This is a genomic window from Streptomyces sp. G-G2, assembly GCF_030063135.1.
Lineage (GTDB): Bacteria > Actinomycetota > Actinomycetes > Streptomycetales > Streptomycetaceae > Streptomyces.
In genome coordinates this window covers 192,405-207,595 of the sequence record NZ_JASISO010000007.1, presented here as the reverse complement: position 1 = coordinate 207,595, position 15,191 = coordinate 192,405, and the positions used below count along the sequence as shown (strand labels likewise).

Sequence of the window (15,191 nt, the reverse complement as noted above, 5' to 3'; positions counted from 1 at the left end):
ATGTTTCACGTGAAACATCGACGGCGGTCACCCGTCGCCTGCGGGCTCAGTTCTCGGCGGCCCACCACTCCTTGAGGGCCGCGACCGCCGCGTCCCGCTCCATGGGGCCGTTCTCCAGGCGCAGCTCCAGCAGGAAGGCGTAGGCCTTGCCGATCACCGGGCCGGGGCCGACGTCAAGGACCCGCATGATCTCGTTGCCGTCCAGGTCGGGCCGGATCGAGTCCAGCTCCTCCTGCTCCTGGAGCTGCGCGATCCGCGTCTCCAGGCCGTCGTAGGCGTGCGAGAGCGCGTTGGCCTTGCGCTTGTTGCGCGTGGTGCAGTCCGAGCGGGTCAGCTTGTGCAGCCGCTCCAGCAGCGGTCCGGCGTCACGGACGTAGCGGCGGACCGCGGAGTCCGTCCATTCGCCCGCTCCGTAACCGTGGAAGCGCAGGTGCAGCTCCACCAGCCGGGAGACGTCCTTGACCATGTCGTTGGAGTACTTCAGCGCCGCCATGCGCTTCTTGGTCATCTTCGCGCCCACCATCTCGTGGTGGTGGAAGGAGACGCGGCCGTCGCTCTCGAAGCGCCGGGTCCGGGGCTTGCCGATGTCATGGAGCAGGGCGGACAGCCGCAGCACGAGGTCGGGGCCGTTCTCCTCCAGGTCGATCGCCTGCTCCAGCACGATCAGCGAGTGGTCGTAGACGTCCTTGTGCCGGTGGTGCTCATCGCTCTCCAGGCGCAGCGCGGGCAGCTCCGGCAGTACCCGGTCGGCCAGGCCCGTGTCGACGAGCAGGCCCAGGCCCAGCCGGGGACGGTCCGAGAGCAGGAGCTTGTTCAGCTCGGCCTGGACCCGCTCGGCCGAGACGATCTCGATCCGCTCGGACATCGCCTTCATCGCGGCGACGACCTCGGGCGCGACCTCGAAGTCCAGCTGCGCGGCGAACCGGGCGGCCCGCATCATGCGCAGCGGGTCGTCGGAGAAGGAGTCCTCGGGGGTTCCCGGGGTCCGCAGGACACGGGCCTCCAGGTCCTCCAGACCGCCGTGCGGGTCGATGAACCGCTGCTGCGGAAGCGCCAGGGCCATGGCGTTGACCGTGAAATCGCGGCGGACCAGGTCCTGCTCGATGGAGTCGCCGTAGGAGACCTCGGGCTTGCGCGAGGTGCGGTCGTAGGCCTCGGACCGGTAGGTGGTCACCTCGATCTGGAAGCCGCCCTTGTGCGCTCCGACCGTGCCGAAGGCGATGCCGACGTCCCAGACGGAGTCCGCCCACGGACGGACGATCTTGAGTACATCCTCGGGGCGGGCGTCGGTGGTGAAGTCGAGGTCGTTGCCGAGGCGCCCGAGCAGCGCGTCGCGAACGGACCCGCCGACCAGCGCGAGGCTGAACCCCGCCTCCTGGAAACGGCGGCCGAGATCATCGGCGACAGGGGCGACCCGCAGCAGTTCACTGACCGCGCGGTGCTGCACCTGACTCAGGGCACTGGGGTTGTCTTCGTTGGCGTTCGGCACAACTGAAAAGGGTACGTGCCCCGCCCGGCATGGGCTTCCTCCTTTATGGGCACCCCGGCACAGCGCGCCCGCCATGCGGACCCGATCATGTGGAGCAAGGCGCGGCACTCGCGCACAGCGGGCCTCGTTACCATGCGTGGACGTACAAACGACGACCACTGACACTTCGAGGACGGGCGGGCGCGTGGCCGAGGCGGCAGACATCCAGGGGACGGCTCCGGCCCCTGTCCGGCGCCGCTGGTTGCGGCGCACGATCGTCATGCTCACCGGGACACCGGTTCTCGCCGCCCTCGTCTACGCCCCAGCCCCGGCGGCGCGAGCCGCCGGGAACGCCTCCTCCGCCTCCAGCGCCGTCGATGTCCAGCTGGACACGCTGACGCCCAGCGCGCCGGTGAAGGGCGACACGCTCACCATCTCGGGCACGGTGACCAACAACAGCCGCGAGACGATCACCGAGGCACACGTGGGTCTGCGGGTCGGCCCGGTACTCAGTGACCGCGAGGCCATCGGTGAGGCCGCCGACCGGGCCGGTTTCCGGCCGGGTGGCGACCCCGCGGAGATCGACGCCGCGTTCTCGGCGAAGATCTCCGCCCTGCCCTCGAAGAACAGCCAGCCGTTCACCCTGAAGGTCCCGGTCGACAAGCTGGGGCTCGACAAGGACGGGGTCTACCAGCTCGGGGTCTCGGTGTCGGGGGAGAGCGAGAACCGTCCCACCGAACAGGTCCTCGGCATTCAGCGGACCCTCCTGCCCTGGCAGCCCGAGACCGCGGCGAGGCGGGCCCAGCTCAGCTACGTGTGGCCGCTGATCTCCCGGGTCCACCTCACGGCCGAGACGGGATCCGACGAGCTGCAGACCCCCGTCTTCGAGGACGACGAACTCGCCGACGAGCTGCGCCCGGGCGGGCGGCTGGAGCAGATGGTCTCCCTCGGCAAGGACCTGCCGATCACCTGGGTGATCGACCCCGACCTGCTCAACACGGTCGACGCGATGACCAAGGGCTACCGGGTCCGGGTTCCCGGAGGGAAGCCGGTACCGGGCCGGAACAAGGCCGTCGCCGAGCGCTGGCTGAGCGCGCTGGAAGCCGCCGTACAGGGCAAGAAGGTCGTCGCGCTGCCCTTCGCCGACCCCGACCTCGCCTCGCTCGCCCACCGCGGCAAGGACGTCTCGGGGACCCTGGGGCAGCTGCGGCCCGCCACCGACAAGGCGAAGCAGGCGGTCGAGACCGTGCTGCACGTCACACCGTCCACCGACTTCTCCTGGCCCGTGGACGGCGCCATCGATCCGTCGATCGTCAACGTGGCGACCTCGGCCGGCGCCCACAACATCCTCACCCGCAGCGACAGCCTCCAGGAGAACACCGCCCTCGGGTACACGCCCTCGGCCGCCCGCCCGATCGGCGCCGGAGCGACCGCCGTGGTCGCCGACGCCCGGCTCTCCACCGCTTTCGAGGGCGACATGCTGAGCGCGGGCAACTCGATCCTCGCCGTCCAGCAGTTCCTCGCGCAGAGCCTCGTGCTGAACCAGCAGGGCACCGAGGAGCAGCGCAGCTTCGTGGTCACCCCGCAGCGGACGCCCACGTCCAGCCAGGTCCAGACGATGGCCGCGGCCCTGCGTGGCCTCCAGGCAGGTCGCTGGGCCCAGCCCGTCGACCTCGATGCCGCCGCCGCCGCGAAGCCCGACCCGGGCGCCGCCACCCAGGTGCCGGGCGCCGGCCAGTACCCCGAGGCGCTGAGCAAGCAGGAACTGCCGCGCTCGGCGTTCGAGGAGATCCGCACCACCCAGACCGCGCTCGACCACTTCAAGGTGATCCTCTCGGCGCCGGACCGGGTCGAGATCCCCTTCGGCAACACGACCAACCGGGAGATGTCCACCTCCTGGCGCGGCCACCCCGAAGAGGCCGGTCTCTACCGCGGCGAGGTCCAGCAGTACCTGATCGGGCTCACCGACCAGGTCCAGCTGATCCCCAAGTCCGACGCCACCCTGTCCGGCCACAGCGCGACGATCCCGGTGACCATCCAGAACAGCCTGGTCCAGGACGTCCGCGGGCTGGTCCTGCGGCTCAAGTCCGCGAACCCCACGCGCCTGATGTTCGACAACGACGGTATGGCCGAGAAGGACGTCAACGTCCAGGCGGAACACAGCCAGAGCCTGAAGTTCAACGCCAACGCCACCGCGAGCGGCCCCGTCGAGGTCACCGCGCAGCTCTACACCAAGGACGGCGTCCCCTACGGCAAGGAACGCAAGTTCACCGTGGAGGCGACGGAGGTCACCCCCACTGTCATGCTCGTCATCGCGGGCGGCGTACTGCTCCTCGTCGTGGCCGGCATCAAGATGTACGCCAGCCGCAAGCGCGTCGCGGCGCGTGCCGTCACCGAGGAGAGCACGCAGCAGAGTGACGAGAGCCCGGACACCGGACCGCAAAGCACGAGCGGGTCCGGCCCGGGTGAGACAGTGGACCGTTGAGCGACGCCGTGGCCGGTCGGCCTGGGGACGATGAGGTGGGGTTTCGATGAACGCGCCGTACGACGGTGACCGCGTGCAGGGCGCTGGCGGTCCCGCGCCCGCCCAGGGCACTGCGCCGGGCACCCCGGTACCGGGGCAGGCTCCTCCGCCTGCCGCCGGGCCGGAACACGACCCGTATGTGCAGGATGCCTACGACTACGATCCGTACCGGTCCCAGGACCTCTCGGCCCAGGACCCGGTCGCCGAGGTCCTCTACGACCGGTCGTCGCACCCGCCGCCGCCCCCGGGCACATACCAGGAGCCCGGGCCGCTGTACGCGGCTCCGGCGGCTCCCGTGTACTCCCCGGACCCCCGGGTGTGGGCGCAGACCCCGCCGCCCGAACCGGACGGTCCCTCCCGCCACCTGCCCTACGGCGACCACGCGACCACCACCCAGTTCGTCGGCGTCGACTCCCTCGTCACCAGGGCCACCGACGAGCAGGCCGAGCCGGACGCCTTCGCACACCTCTACCGGGACCAGCAGGCGGCTCCCCGCACGCTGGCGGAGGACGCCCCCGTCGCCGCGCCCGCGCCCGGCAAGCCCGCCGGGCGCGCTTCGAGCCTGCTCAAGTCCAGCGCGCTCATGGCGGCGGGCACGATCGTCTCGCGGCTGACGGGCTTCCTGCGGACCCTGGTCATCGCCGGTGCGATCGGTGTCGGCACCTTCAACGACACCTACCAGATCGCCAACACCCTGCCGACGATGATCTACGTCCTCGTCGGCGGCGGTGCCCTCAACGCGGTCTTCATCCCGCAGCTGGTCCGGGCCATGAAGAACGACGACGACGGGGGAGAGGCCTACGCCAACCGGCTGCTGACCCTCGTCGTGGTCCTGCTGGCCGGTATCACCACCGTGTGCGTGCTCGCGGCACCGCTGTTCATCACGATGATGTCGCCGAAGATCGCCTCGGATCCCGCGCAGATGGACGTCGCGGTCGCCTTCGCCCGCTACTGCCTGCCCACCATGTTCTTCATGGGCGTGCACGTGGTCCTCGGCCAGATCCTCAACGCCCGCGGCCGGTTCGGCGCGATGATGTGGACCCCCGTCCTCAACAACGTGGTCGTCATCGCCACCTTCGGCGCCTTCATCTGGGCCTTCGGCGGGTTCACCACCTCCGGTGTCAACGCCGCCACCGTCACCGCCGACGGCGTCCGGCTGCTGGGTCTGGGCACCCTGCTGGGTCTCACCGTTCAGGCCCTGGCGATGCTCCCGTACCTGCGGGACGCGGGATTCACCCCGAAGCTGCGCTTCGACTGGAAGGGCCACGGCCTCGGCAAGGCCGCCGGTCTGGCCAAGTGGACGTTCTTCTTCGTCCTGGCCAACCAGGTCGGCCTGGTCGTCGTCACCCAGCTCGCCACCTGGGCCGGATCCGTGGCCGAGAAGCAGGGCCACCCGGGTACCGGCATCACCGCCTACAACTACGCGCTGCTGCTGTGGCAGATGCCGCAGGCCATCATCACTGTCTCCGTCATGACGGCCGTCCTGCCGCGGATCTCCCGCTCGGCCCACGACGGGGACGTCTCCGCGGTCCGCGACGACATCTCCTACGGGCTGCGCACCTCGGCGGTCGCGATCGTGCCCTGCGCCTTCGCGTTCCTCGCGCTCGGTGTCCCAATGGCCACGCTGCTCTACGCGGGCTCCGGCTCCGGCGCCCAGAACATCGGCTACGTGCTGATGGCCTTCGGCCTCGGGCTCATCCCGTACTCGGTGCAGTACGTCGTCCTGCGCGGGTTCTACGCCTACGAGGACACCCGGACCCCCTTCTACAACACCTGCATCGTCGCCGGCGTCAACGCGGCGGTCTCCGTCGCCGCGTTCCTGGTGCTGCCCGCCCGGTGGGCCGTGGTCGGCATGGCCGCCGCCTACGGTCTGGGCTACACGGCGGGCGTGGGCGTCGCCTGGCGCCGCCTGCGCACCAAGCTGGGCGGCGACCTGGACGGCACCCACGTGATGCGGACCTACGCCCGCCTCGCCGGAGCCTGTGTTCCCGCCGCCGTCGTGGGTGGTGGCGTCGCCTTCGGTATCACTCGGCTGCTCGGCAGCGGAGTGACCGGTTCCCTGGCTTCCCTGGTGGCCGGTGGGATCGCTCTGGCGGCGGTATTCCTCATCGCCGCCAAGCGGATGCGGATCGAGGAGCTCAACGCCATGGTCGGAATGGTGCGCGGACGTCTGGGGCGCTGATGCGCACAACCATCGGCCCCCCTAGCGTGTCGTGCATAGCGTCGGACTGTGGGCACAATTGGCACGGCCTCGCGGACCGGCCGACAGCGCGTAACGGATGGGGAGGCAGGAACGACGGTGGCGGAACGTAGCACGGCTGCCGTCGACGTGGCCGACAACAGCGGCGAGGAGCCGCCGGTCGCCGAGGCGGCCAAGGTCACGGCCGACGGGGTGCAGCACCACAACGGACGACCCTCGGACGGACTGATGCCCGCATCGGACGGCGAACCGGAGAACGGCAAGGCGAGCACCAAGAGCACGGCGCCGACCGCCGCTCCCGAACTGCACAGCGGTCACAAGCTCGCCAGACGCTACCGGCTCGAGGAGTGCGTCACCCGTCTGGACGGATTCAGCAGCTGGCGTGCGATGGACGAGAAGCTGCGCCGTGCCGTGGGCGTCCACCTGCTGCCCGCCGACCACCCCCGAGGCCGTTCGGTACTGGCGGCGGCCCGCTCCTCCGCCCTGCTCGGTGACCCCCGGTTCGTCCAGGTCCTCGACGCCGTGGAGGAGAACGACCTCGTCTACGTCGTCCACGAATGGCTGCCCGACGCCACCGAGCTGACGGCCCTGCTAGCCGCGGGCCCGCTGGAGCCGCACGAGGCCTACCAGCTCGTCAGCCAGATCTCCCAGGCCATGACGGCGGCCCACCGCGAGGGCCTGGCCCACCTGCGGCTCACCCCGAGCGCCATACTGCGCACCTCCACGGGCCAGTACCGCATCCGCGGCCTCGCCGTGAACGCCGCGCTGCGCGGCATCACCAGTGAGACCCCGCAGCGCGCGGACACCGAGGCGATCGGCGCGCTCCTGTACGCCTCCCTCACGCAGCGCTGGCCCTACGAGAACGACGCCTACGGCCTCACCGGCCTGCCCAAGGGCGTCGGCCTGATCGCCCCGGACCAGGTCCGTGCGGGCGTGCACCGGGGCCTGGGTGAACTCGCCATGCGCGCGCTCGCCAACGACGGGGCCACCGCCTCCCGTCAGGAACCCGCCTGCACCACCCCCGAAGAGCTGGCCAAGGCCGTCGCCGCGATGCCTCGCATCAAGCCGCCGGAGCCCGTCTTCACCGCCCCGCCCGAGTACCAGCACACGACCTACCAGCAGGGCAGCTACGGCCGTCCCGCGGCGCACAACGGTGCCACCACCGTGACACCGCTGGCCGCCGTCCCGCCGCCGCCCCCGCTCCAGAGCCGCACCGGCCGGGTGCTCAAGTGGGGTGTCGCCGCCCTGCTCATCGCCGCCCTCGGCCTCGGCAGCTGGCAGCTCGCCGACACCCTCCTCCGCAGCAACCAGGGCAGCGGGAACCAGCAGGCCCCTCAGCCCAAGGGCGACGACACCCCGGCGAAGAAGACCCCGGGCCCGTTGGCCATCAAGGCAGCGCGGGAGTACTACCCGGACGGCACGCCCCAGGACCCCACGGGCGTGGCCAGCACCTACGACGGGGACGCCTCCAGCTACTGGCGGACCAAGAGCTTCCACGACGGGCCCGAGATGAAGGCCGACTACAAGGCCGGCGTCGGCATCGTCTACGACCTCGGTTCCGAGCAGGAGGTCTCCGCCGCGTCGATAGCGCTGCGGTTCGCGGGCAAGCACACCACGGCCACCCTGTACGCGGCGGACTCCACGTCGTCGTCGACCCCGGTGGGCTCCATGAAGAAGATCGCCACCGGGACCACCTCGGAGAACGGTCTGAGCCTGACCACGGACAAGCCCGTCAAGACGCGCTACGTCCTCGTCTGGATCACCGCGATGCCCTGGTCCGGCACCGACCAGTACAGCAGCGAGGGGTACAAGCAGGCGATCACGGATGTGAAGTTCTCGGGCTGAGGCCACAGCAGGGGAGGGGCTCACCGTTGGACCACGCCGCACCCGGCGGCAGCAGCGATCAGGAACTCCTGGCCCTGCACGCCGCCGGAGACCCCCACGCCTTCGGTGAGCTCGTACGTCGTCACCGAGACCGGCTGTGGGCCGTGGCCCTGCGCACCCTCGGCGACCGCGAAGAGGCCGCCGACGCCGTCCAGGACGCCCTCGTGTCGGCCTACCGGGCCGCGCACACCTTCCGCGGCGAGTCCGCCGTCACCACCTGGCTGCACCGGATCACGGTCAACGCCTGCCTGGACCGGGCACGCAAGTCAGCCTCGCGCAGGACCACACCGCTCGACGACACCGAGCGCCTGGAACGCCTTCTGGAGCCTCACGAGTCCGCCGAGGCCCCGGCGGAACGCCATGACCTCCACCGGCAGCTCCTGGCCGCTCTGGCCACCCTCCCCGCCGATCAGCGCGCCGCCCTCGTCCTCGTCGACATGCAGGGATACCCCGTCGCCGAGGCCGCCAGGGTCCTCGACGTGCCCACTGGGACCGTCAAGAGCCGGTGCGCCCGCGGCCGGGCGAAACTCGTCCCCCTCCTCACTCATCTGCGCGCCGATACCGGGGATAACACCGCCGCCGAGCGGGGAAGGAACCGGACGCGGGGGACATCCGTCCCACCTGCGGCAGACCCCACGCACACAGACCCAGACGCGGTGAAGGGCGGAGGTGGACGAACATGACCCCCACGACCGGCATGACCGGCGCGACCGGAACGATCCGGCACCCGGAGGTCTCCGAGATCTCCGAACTCTCCGAGGGGCTGCTCTCTCCCTCCCGTACGTCCGAAGTACGGCACCACCTGACCGGCTGCGCGCTGTGCGCCGACGTCCAGGCCTCCCTGGAGGAGATCCGCTCCCTCCTGGGCACCCTCCCGGGGCCGCCCCGGATGCCCGTGGACATCGCGGGCCGGATCGACGCCGCCCTCGCCGCCGAGGCCCTGCTCGACGCCCGGCCCCCCGCTCCACGGCCCCTGTCCGCCCCTGCCCACGACGCGACGCCCAACGTTTCACGTGAAACATCTCCCGCCACGCGCGCTCCCGAGGGCCGCCCCTCGGGTGCCACCGGCCCGGGACGCCGGCGCGCCCGACGGCGCACAGCCGTGCTGACCGCTCTCGCCGGAGCGGCCGCCTGCGCCCTCGGAGTCCTCCTCTTCACCGGCCTGCAGTCCTCGACCTCACCGGACACCTCCGCCCGGAAGGACGCCGCGAGCGCCCTGGCCGAGCCCACGGCCCCCGGGGAGTACTCCGCCCAGAACCTGCCGTCCGCCGTCCAGCAACTGCTCGCCGCAGCGGGTGGCACCGGCCAGAGCTCCGAGCAGCAGCGCACTCCGGGACTTCAGAACACCTCACCGGAGGGCGTCGCGCCCCAGAACCGCCAGGAACCGGACGCGGTCCCGCGCTGCGTCCAGGACGGCACCGGGCGCTCCGAGGCACCGCTCGCCACGGGCCAGGGCACCTACCGGGGGGCTCCCGTCCGCCTGCTCGTCCTCCCGCACCCCGGTGATCCCGGGCGGGTGGATGCCTATCTGGTCGATTCCACTTGCGCGGACAGCCCCGGCGCGGGCGCCGGGAAGGTGCTACTGACCAGCACCTACGCACGCCTCTGACGGCTTCCGGACGCCGTGGGGACAACTCGGGAATGCTCGCGCCGTAGGATCCGTTGGGTGGGGTGAGAGTCCGCACCGGCCCCCCGGTAGGCAACAAGCAGTCCGTAGAGACGAGGAAAGTACCCGTGAGCGACGTACGAAACGTGATCATCATCGGCTCCGGGCCGGCCGGTTACACGGCCGCCCTGTACACCGCACGTGCCTCGCTCAAGCCTCTCGTCTTCGAGGGCGCGGTCACCGCGGGCGGTGCGCTCATGAACACCACCGAGGTCGAGAACTTCCCCGGCTTCCGTGACGGCATCATGGGTCCCGACCTCATGGACAACATGCGCGACCAGGCCGAGCGCTTCGGCGCCGAGCTGATCCCGGACGACATCGTCTCCGTCGACCTCACCGGTGAGATCAAGACCGTCACCGACACCGCGGGGACGGTGCACCGCGCCAAGGCCGTCATCGTCACCACGGGCTCCCAGCACCGCAAGCTGGGCCTGCCCAACGAGGACGCGCTCTCCGGCCGCGGTGTCTCCTGGTGCGCCACCTGCGACGGGTTCTTCTTCAAGGACCAGGACATCGCCGTCGTCGGCGGCGGCGACACCGCGATGGAGGAGGCCACCTTCCTGTCCCGGTTCGCCAAGTCCGTCACGATCATCCACCGCCGTGACAGCCTGCGCGCCTCCAAGACCATGCAGGACCGCGCCTTCGCCGACCCGAAGATCAAGTTCGCCTGGGACAGCGAGGTCGCCGCGATCCACGGTGACCCGAAGCTGGCCGGTCTGACCCTGCGCAACACCAAAACCGGTGAGACCTCCGAGCTGCCCGTGACCGGCCTCTTCATCGCCGTCGGCCACGACCCGCGCACCGAACTCTTCAAGGGCCAGCTGGAGCTGGACGGAGAGGGCTACCTCAAAGTCGACGCCCCCTCCACCCGCACCAACGTGACCGGCGTGTTCGGCGCTGGTGACGTGGTCGACCACACCTACCGTCAGGCCATCACCGCCGCAGGCACGGGCTGCTCCGCCGCCCTCGACGCCGAGCGTTTCCTGGCCGCCCTCGCGGACGCCGAGCACGCTTCCGCGGCCGTCTGACCCCCTTACAGCACCACCCCACACCCCACACCCCGCAGAGATGAAGGAGGCCGCTGTGGCCGGCACCTTGAAGACCGTGACCGACGCGAGCTTCGACGCAGACGTCCTCGCCAGCGACAAGCCCGTCCTGGTCGACTTCTGGGCCGAATGGTGCGGCCCGTGCCGCCAGATCGCCCCGTCCCTGGAGGCCATCGCGGCCGAGTACGGCGACGAGATCGAGATCGTCAAGCTCAACATCGACCAGAACCCGGGCACGGCCGCCAAGTACGGCGTCATGTCCATCCCGACGCTGAACGTCTACCAGGGCGGCGAGGTCGTCAAGACCATCGTCGGCGCCAAGCCCAAGGCCGCCATCCTGCGCGACCTCGACGGCTTCGTGACCATCAAGCCGGTCGCCTGAACCGTCTGAACCATCCGGACACGTGAAAGGGGCCGCCCCGGCCGGGGCGGCCCCTTTCACGTTCTCGTGCTCTCAGAGCGGGCGCAGCGCGGGCTCCTTGCGGGCGCCGCCCAACAACCGGTCCAGCGCCAGTTCCACGTCTTCCTTCCACGACAGCGTGGAGCGGAGCTCCAGCCGCAGCCGCGGGTTCACGGGATGCGGGCGCACCGTCTTGAAGCCGACGGCCAGCAGATGATCCGCCGGAAGCAGGCACGCCGGACCCCTCCAACGGGCGTCCCCGAAGGCCTCGATGGCCCGGAAACCCCGACGCAGCAGGTCCTTGGCGACCGTCTGCACCAGCACCCGGCCCAGCCCCTGCCCCTGGTACCCCGGCTCGATCCATGACGTGATCAGCTGCACGGCGTCCGGAGAGACGGGACTGGTGGAGAACGCCATCGCGCGGGGGACGTAGGCGGGCGGCGCGTACATCACGAAACCCACCGGGACCGCGTCCACATAGACCACCCGGCCACAGGACCCCCACTCCAGCAGCACCGCGGAGATCCAGGCTTCCTTCTCCCGCTCCACCGTGCCCGCCTTCGCCGCGGCCCCGGCACTGACGGGATCCAGCTCCCAGAACACACAGGAGCGACAACGTCTGGGCAGGTCCTGGAGGTTGTCCAGCGTGAGCGGTGCGACCCTGCGACCCATGAACGCATCGTATCCACAGCCCCCCACGGAGAACACCGGAGCACGGCAAAAGGGGCGGACCGTACCGGTGGTTCCGACCGGCACGACCCGCCCCCACGGCGGCCCGGGAGTCACTCCCCGGCGATGCCCTGTTCCAGTACCCGGCCCTCGCCCGGTGCCAGCGTCCCCAGGATGCGCTCCAGATCCTCCATCGAGGCGAACTCGACGGTGATCTTGCCCTTCTTCTGGCCGAGGTCCACCTTCACCCGCGTCTCGAAGCGGTCGGAGAGCCGCGAGGCCAGATCAGTCAGCGCCGGGGCCACCCGGGCACCCGCCCGGGGACCCTTCGGCTTCACCGAACTCGTCGGCTGCGAAGCCATCAGCGTGACGATCTCCTCGATCGCGCGCACCGACAGACCCTCCGCCACGATCCGGTGAGCCAGCCGGTCCTGCTCCTCGGAGTCCTCCACCGACAGCAGTGCCCGCGCGTGACCCGCCGACAGCACACCGGCCGCCACCCGGCGCTGTACCGACGGCGACAGCTTCAGCAGTCGCAGCGTGTTGGAGACCTGCGGGCGTGAACGCCCGATCCGGTCCGCCAGCTGGTCATGGGTGCAGTGGAAGTCCTGGAGCAGTTGGTCGTACGCCGCGGCCTCTTCCAGGGGGTTCAGCTGAGCCCGGTGCAGGTTCTCCAGCAAGGCGTCCAGCAGCAGCTTCTCGTCGTCCGTCGCCCGGATGATCGCCGGAATCCGCTCCAGACCCGCCTCCCGGCAGGCCCGCCAGCGCCGCTCGCCCATGATCAGCTCATAGCGGCCGGGAGCCGACTGACGCACCACCACCGGCTGGAGCAGGCCCACCTCCTGGATGGAGGTGACCAGCTCAGCCAGCGCGTCCTCGTCGAACACCTCGCGCGGCTGACGGGGGTTCGGCTTGATCGAGTCCATGGGCAGCTCGGCGAACGTCGCACCGGGCACCGCGGCCGCCTCGGGCAGCCCCGTCGTCTCCGGCTCTGCGGCGACCGACGCCGCTCGCTCCGTTTCACGTGAAACATCGGCCTGCGCGAGCGCGGACAGCTTCGCCGCCGCGATCCCGCGCTCCGATGTCAGCACCGGAACCGCCGACGGTGACGTCGATCCCGCACCCACGGCCGCGGGCGTCCTCTCTTGCGGCGCCGCGGGGATCAGCGCACCGAGCCCCCGCCCCAGACCCCTACGTCGCTCACTCACTGGATCCCCTCCGACATGCTCTGCGTGCTGGCCACACCGGCGCCCAGATGGGCATGCCGGGCTTCGTACTGGATTCCGACCCCACGCAGCGCGATCTCGCGCGCCGCCTCCAAATAGGAGAGGGAGCCGCTGGAACCCGGGTCGTAGGTGAGCACCGTCTGGCCGTAGCTCGGAGCCTCCGAGATACGCACCGACCGCGGGATGCTCGTCCGCAGGACCTCGTTGCCGAAGTGGCTGCGCACCTCCTCGGCGACCTGGGAGGCCAGCCGGGTCCTGCCGTCGTACATCGTCAGCAGGATCGTGGAGACGTGCAGGTTGGGGTTGAGGTGGGCACGCACCAGGTCGACGTTGCGCAGCAGCTGCCCCAGACCCTCCAGCGCGTAGTACTCGCACTGGATCGGGATCAGCACCTCCGCGCCCGCGACCAGGGCGTTGACCGTCAGCAGCCCCAGTGAGGGCGGGCAGTCGATGAGGATGTAGTCCAGCGGCTGCTCGTACGCCTGGATCGCCCGCTGGAGCCTGCTTTCGCGGGCCACCAGGGACACCAGCTCGATCTCGGCACCCGCCAGATCGATAGTGGCGGGGGCGCAGAAGAGACCTTCCACGTCCGCGACCGGCTGGACCACTTCCAGCAGCGGCCTGCCCTCCACGAGTACGTCGTAGATGGACGGCACGTCGGCGTGGTGATCGATGCCCAGGGCCGTGGAGGCGTTCCCCTGCGGGTCGAGGTCGACCACCAGGACCCGCGCTCCGTGCAGCGCCAGCGACGCCGCCAGGTTCACGGTCGACGTGGTCTTGCCCACGCCGCCCTTCTGGTTGGCGACCACCATGATCCGCGTCTGGTCGGGCCGCGGCAGACCTTCACCGGCTCGGCCCAGTGCCTCTACCGCCAACTGGGCGGCACGACCGATGGGGGTGTCATTGTCCACAAGGGGCGGAGACGATGTTTCACGTGAAACATCCTCGCCCGCCGACTCTGAGCGGGGACCGGGGACCGGGTCGGCCATCGGCCCCGCGAGGTTGGCGTCAGACCGCACGGGTTCACTCTCCTCGACTTCAGGCTCGCGATGAACAGAGCCTGCCATGTCATCGGGGTCGCGAACCAGCGGGGCCTGAACTCCTGTGGATGATTCCACCGATGTGGACAACTCGATCACCCCCACATCGTCCTGGCGGTGACGAGAGGAGGTGGCCGCACGACCGCGGCTGATGATTCCCTGCAGCAGAGAGCGACGTTTCACGTGAAACACGATGCCCGGGCGGGGTCATCAGCCCGCTACGACACTCCGAAATCCATACCTATAGGGCGCAATGGAACGCGGCTCACACCCACCGCGTCCCCTATGGCCGTCGTTCAGCGACGGCGGCGCGTGCGGGAGACCCGGGCCGCCTTAGCCCGCTTGGCCGCAAACCTCACCCCGCCGGGGCTCTCCCCGACCTCCACCCGGATCACGGTGGACATCGGGTCCACGATCCCCTCACCCACGTGCAGCACCGAGGTCTTGACCACACCGAGCTTCGCCAACGCGGCCTTCGCCGCCACCAGCTCCTCCTCGGCCGTGTCGCCCTTCAGCGCCAGCATCTCCCCGTACGGACGCAGCAGCGGCACACCCCAGCCGGCCAGGCGGTCCAGCGGTGCCACGGCGCGCGCCGTCACCACGTGCACCGGCTGCACCTTGCCCAGGACCTCTTCGGCCCGGCCGCGCACTACCGTCACGTGATCCAGGCCCAGCAGCTCCACCACTTCCTGAAGGAAGTTCGTCCGCCGCAGCAACGGCTCAAGCAGCGTGATCTTCAGGTCCCGCCGGACCAGGGCCAGCGGGATGCCCGGAAGCCCCGCACCCGAGCCCACGTCGCACACGGTCACGCCCTGGGGGACCACCTCGGACAGCACCGCGCAGTTCAGCAGGTGCCGCTCCCACAGCCGTGGGACCTCGCGGGGGCCGATCAGGCCCCGCTGCACGCCCGCGTCCGCCAGGAGCTCCGCGTAGCGGACAGCTTCCGGGAAATACTCACCGAATACCGCGCGCGCCTCTTCAGGCGCCGGGGGAAGCTCCGCTGCCTCCGTCACGGGGACCGTCCTTCCGTTAAAAGCGTGTGGTGCAACAGTCAGGCTGACAAGCTTC

Annotated in this window: 12 protein-coding genes; 7 read left to right on the top strand and 5 right to left on the bottom strand. The window is 70.4% G+C overall.

What is annotated here, in order from left to right:
• Positions 1-46: 46 nt before the first annotated feature.
• Complete coding sequence (locus tag QMF80_RS08580; protein ID WP_283451165.1) at positions 47-1,489, bottom strand: CCA tRNA nucleotidyltransferase; 1,443 nt, start codon at positions 1,487-1,489, stop codon at positions 47-49.
• Between the two features lie 184 nt (positions 1,490-1,673).
• On the opposite strand from QMF80_RS08580, the gene QMF80_RS08575 reads away from it, so the two are divergent.
• The 7 genes from QMF80_RS08575 to trxA all read left to right on the top strand — a co-directional run bounded on the left by QMF80_RS08575 (position 1,674) and on the right by trxA (position 11,170).
• Positions 1,674-3,953 (top strand): DUF6049 family protein, encoded by a 2,280-nt coding sequence (locus QMF80_RS08575; RefSeq protein ID WP_283451163.1) that lies wholly within the window; start codon positions 1,674-1,676, stop codon positions 3,951-3,953.
• A 46-nt stretch (positions 3,954-3,999) separates the two neighbouring features.
• Positions 4,000-6,174 carry a murein biosynthesis integral membrane protein MurJ gene (gene murJ, locus QMF80_RS08570; protein WP_283451161.1) on the top strand — a complete coding sequence of 725 codons (2,175 nt, stop codon included), beginning with the start codon at positions 4,000-4,002 and terminating at the stop codon, positions 6,172-6,174.
• Between the two features lie 117 nt (positions 6,175-6,291).
• A complete protein-coding gene (locus tag QMF80_RS08565) occupies positions 6,292-8,037 on the top strand; it encodes a protein kinase family protein (RefSeq protein WP_283451159.1) in 1,746 nt (581 codons plus the stop codon).
• Positions 8,038-8,063: 26 nt separating this feature from the next.
• Positions 8,064-8,759, top strand: a complete 696-nt coding sequence (sigM, locus tag QMF80_RS08560) for an RNA polymerase sigma factor SigM (RefSeq protein WP_283451157.1) — start codon at positions 8,064-8,066, stop codon at positions 8,757-8,759.
• The gene (locus QMF80_RS08555; protein WP_283451154.1) at positions 8,756-9,685 is read left to right on the top strand and encodes an RsmA family anti-sigma factor; all 930 of its coding nucleotides are present in this window, start codon (positions 8,756-8,758) and stop codon (positions 9,683-9,685) included. The genes sigM and QMF80_RS08555 overlap by 4 nt, the downstream gene beginning before the upstream one ends.
• 125 nt (positions 9,686-9,810) lie before the next feature.
• Positions 9,811-10,770, top strand: a complete 960-nt coding sequence (trxB, locus tag QMF80_RS08550) for a thioredoxin-disulfide reductase (protein ID WP_283451152.1) — start codon at positions 9,811-9,813, stop codon at positions 10,768-10,770.
• Positions 10,771-10,825: 55 nt separating this feature from the next.
• The gene (trxA, locus tag QMF80_RS08545) at positions 10,826-11,170 is read left to right on the top strand and encodes a thioredoxin (RefSeq protein ID WP_283451150.1); all 345 of its coding nucleotides are present in this window, start codon (positions 10,826-10,828) and stop codon (positions 11,168-11,170) included.
• A 72-nt stretch (positions 11,171-11,242) separates the two neighbouring features.
• On the opposite strand, the gene QMF80_RS08540 is transcribed toward trxA, so the two are convergent.
• The 4 genes from QMF80_RS08540 to rsmG form a co-directional block, all read right to left on the bottom strand.
• Positions 11,243-11,860 (bottom strand): GNAT family N-acetyltransferase, encoded by a 618-nt coding sequence (locus QMF80_RS08540; RefSeq protein WP_283451148.1) that lies wholly within the window; start codon positions 11,858-11,860, stop codon positions 11,243-11,245.
• Positions 11,861-11,970: 110 nt separating this feature from the next.
• Complete coding sequence (locus QMF80_RS08535; RefSeq protein WP_283451146.1) at positions 11,971-13,065, bottom strand: ParB/RepB/Spo0J family partition protein; 1,095 nt, start codon at positions 13,063-13,065, stop codon at positions 11,971-11,973.
• Positions 13,062-14,150 carry a ParA family protein gene (locus tag QMF80_RS08530; RefSeq protein WP_283451145.1) on the bottom strand — a complete coding sequence of 363 codons (1,089 nt, stop codon included), beginning with the start codon at positions 14,148-14,150 and terminating at the stop codon, positions 13,062-13,064. The genes QMF80_RS08535 and QMF80_RS08530 overlap by 4 nt, the downstream gene beginning before the upstream one ends.
• A gap of 269 nt (positions 14,151-14,419) precedes the next feature.
• A complete protein-coding gene (gene rsmG / locus QMF80_RS08525; protein WP_283451143.1) occupies positions 14,420-15,136 on the bottom strand; it encodes a 16S rRNA (guanine(527)-N(7))-methyltransferase RsmG in 717 nt (238 codons plus the stop codon).
• Positions 15,137-15,191 lie beyond the last annotated feature (55 nt).

Coding starts and splice junctions, on each gene's coding strand:
- QMF80_RS08555 (WP_283451154.1), top strand. CDS start 8,756: ATGACCCCCACGACCGGCATGACCGGCGCGACCGGAACGATCCGGCAC.
- QMF80_RS08540 (WP_283451148.1), bottom strand. CDS start 11,860: ATGGGTCGCAGGGTCGCACCGCTCACGCTGGACAACCTCCAGGACCTG.
- QMF80_RS08530 (WP_283451145.1), bottom strand. CDS start 14,150: ATGGCAGGCTCTGTTCATCGCGAGCCTGAAGTCGAGGAGAGTGAACCC.
- murJ (WP_283451161.1), top strand. CDS start 4,000: ATGAACGCGCCGTACGACGGTGACCGCGTGCAGGGCGCTGGCGGTCCC.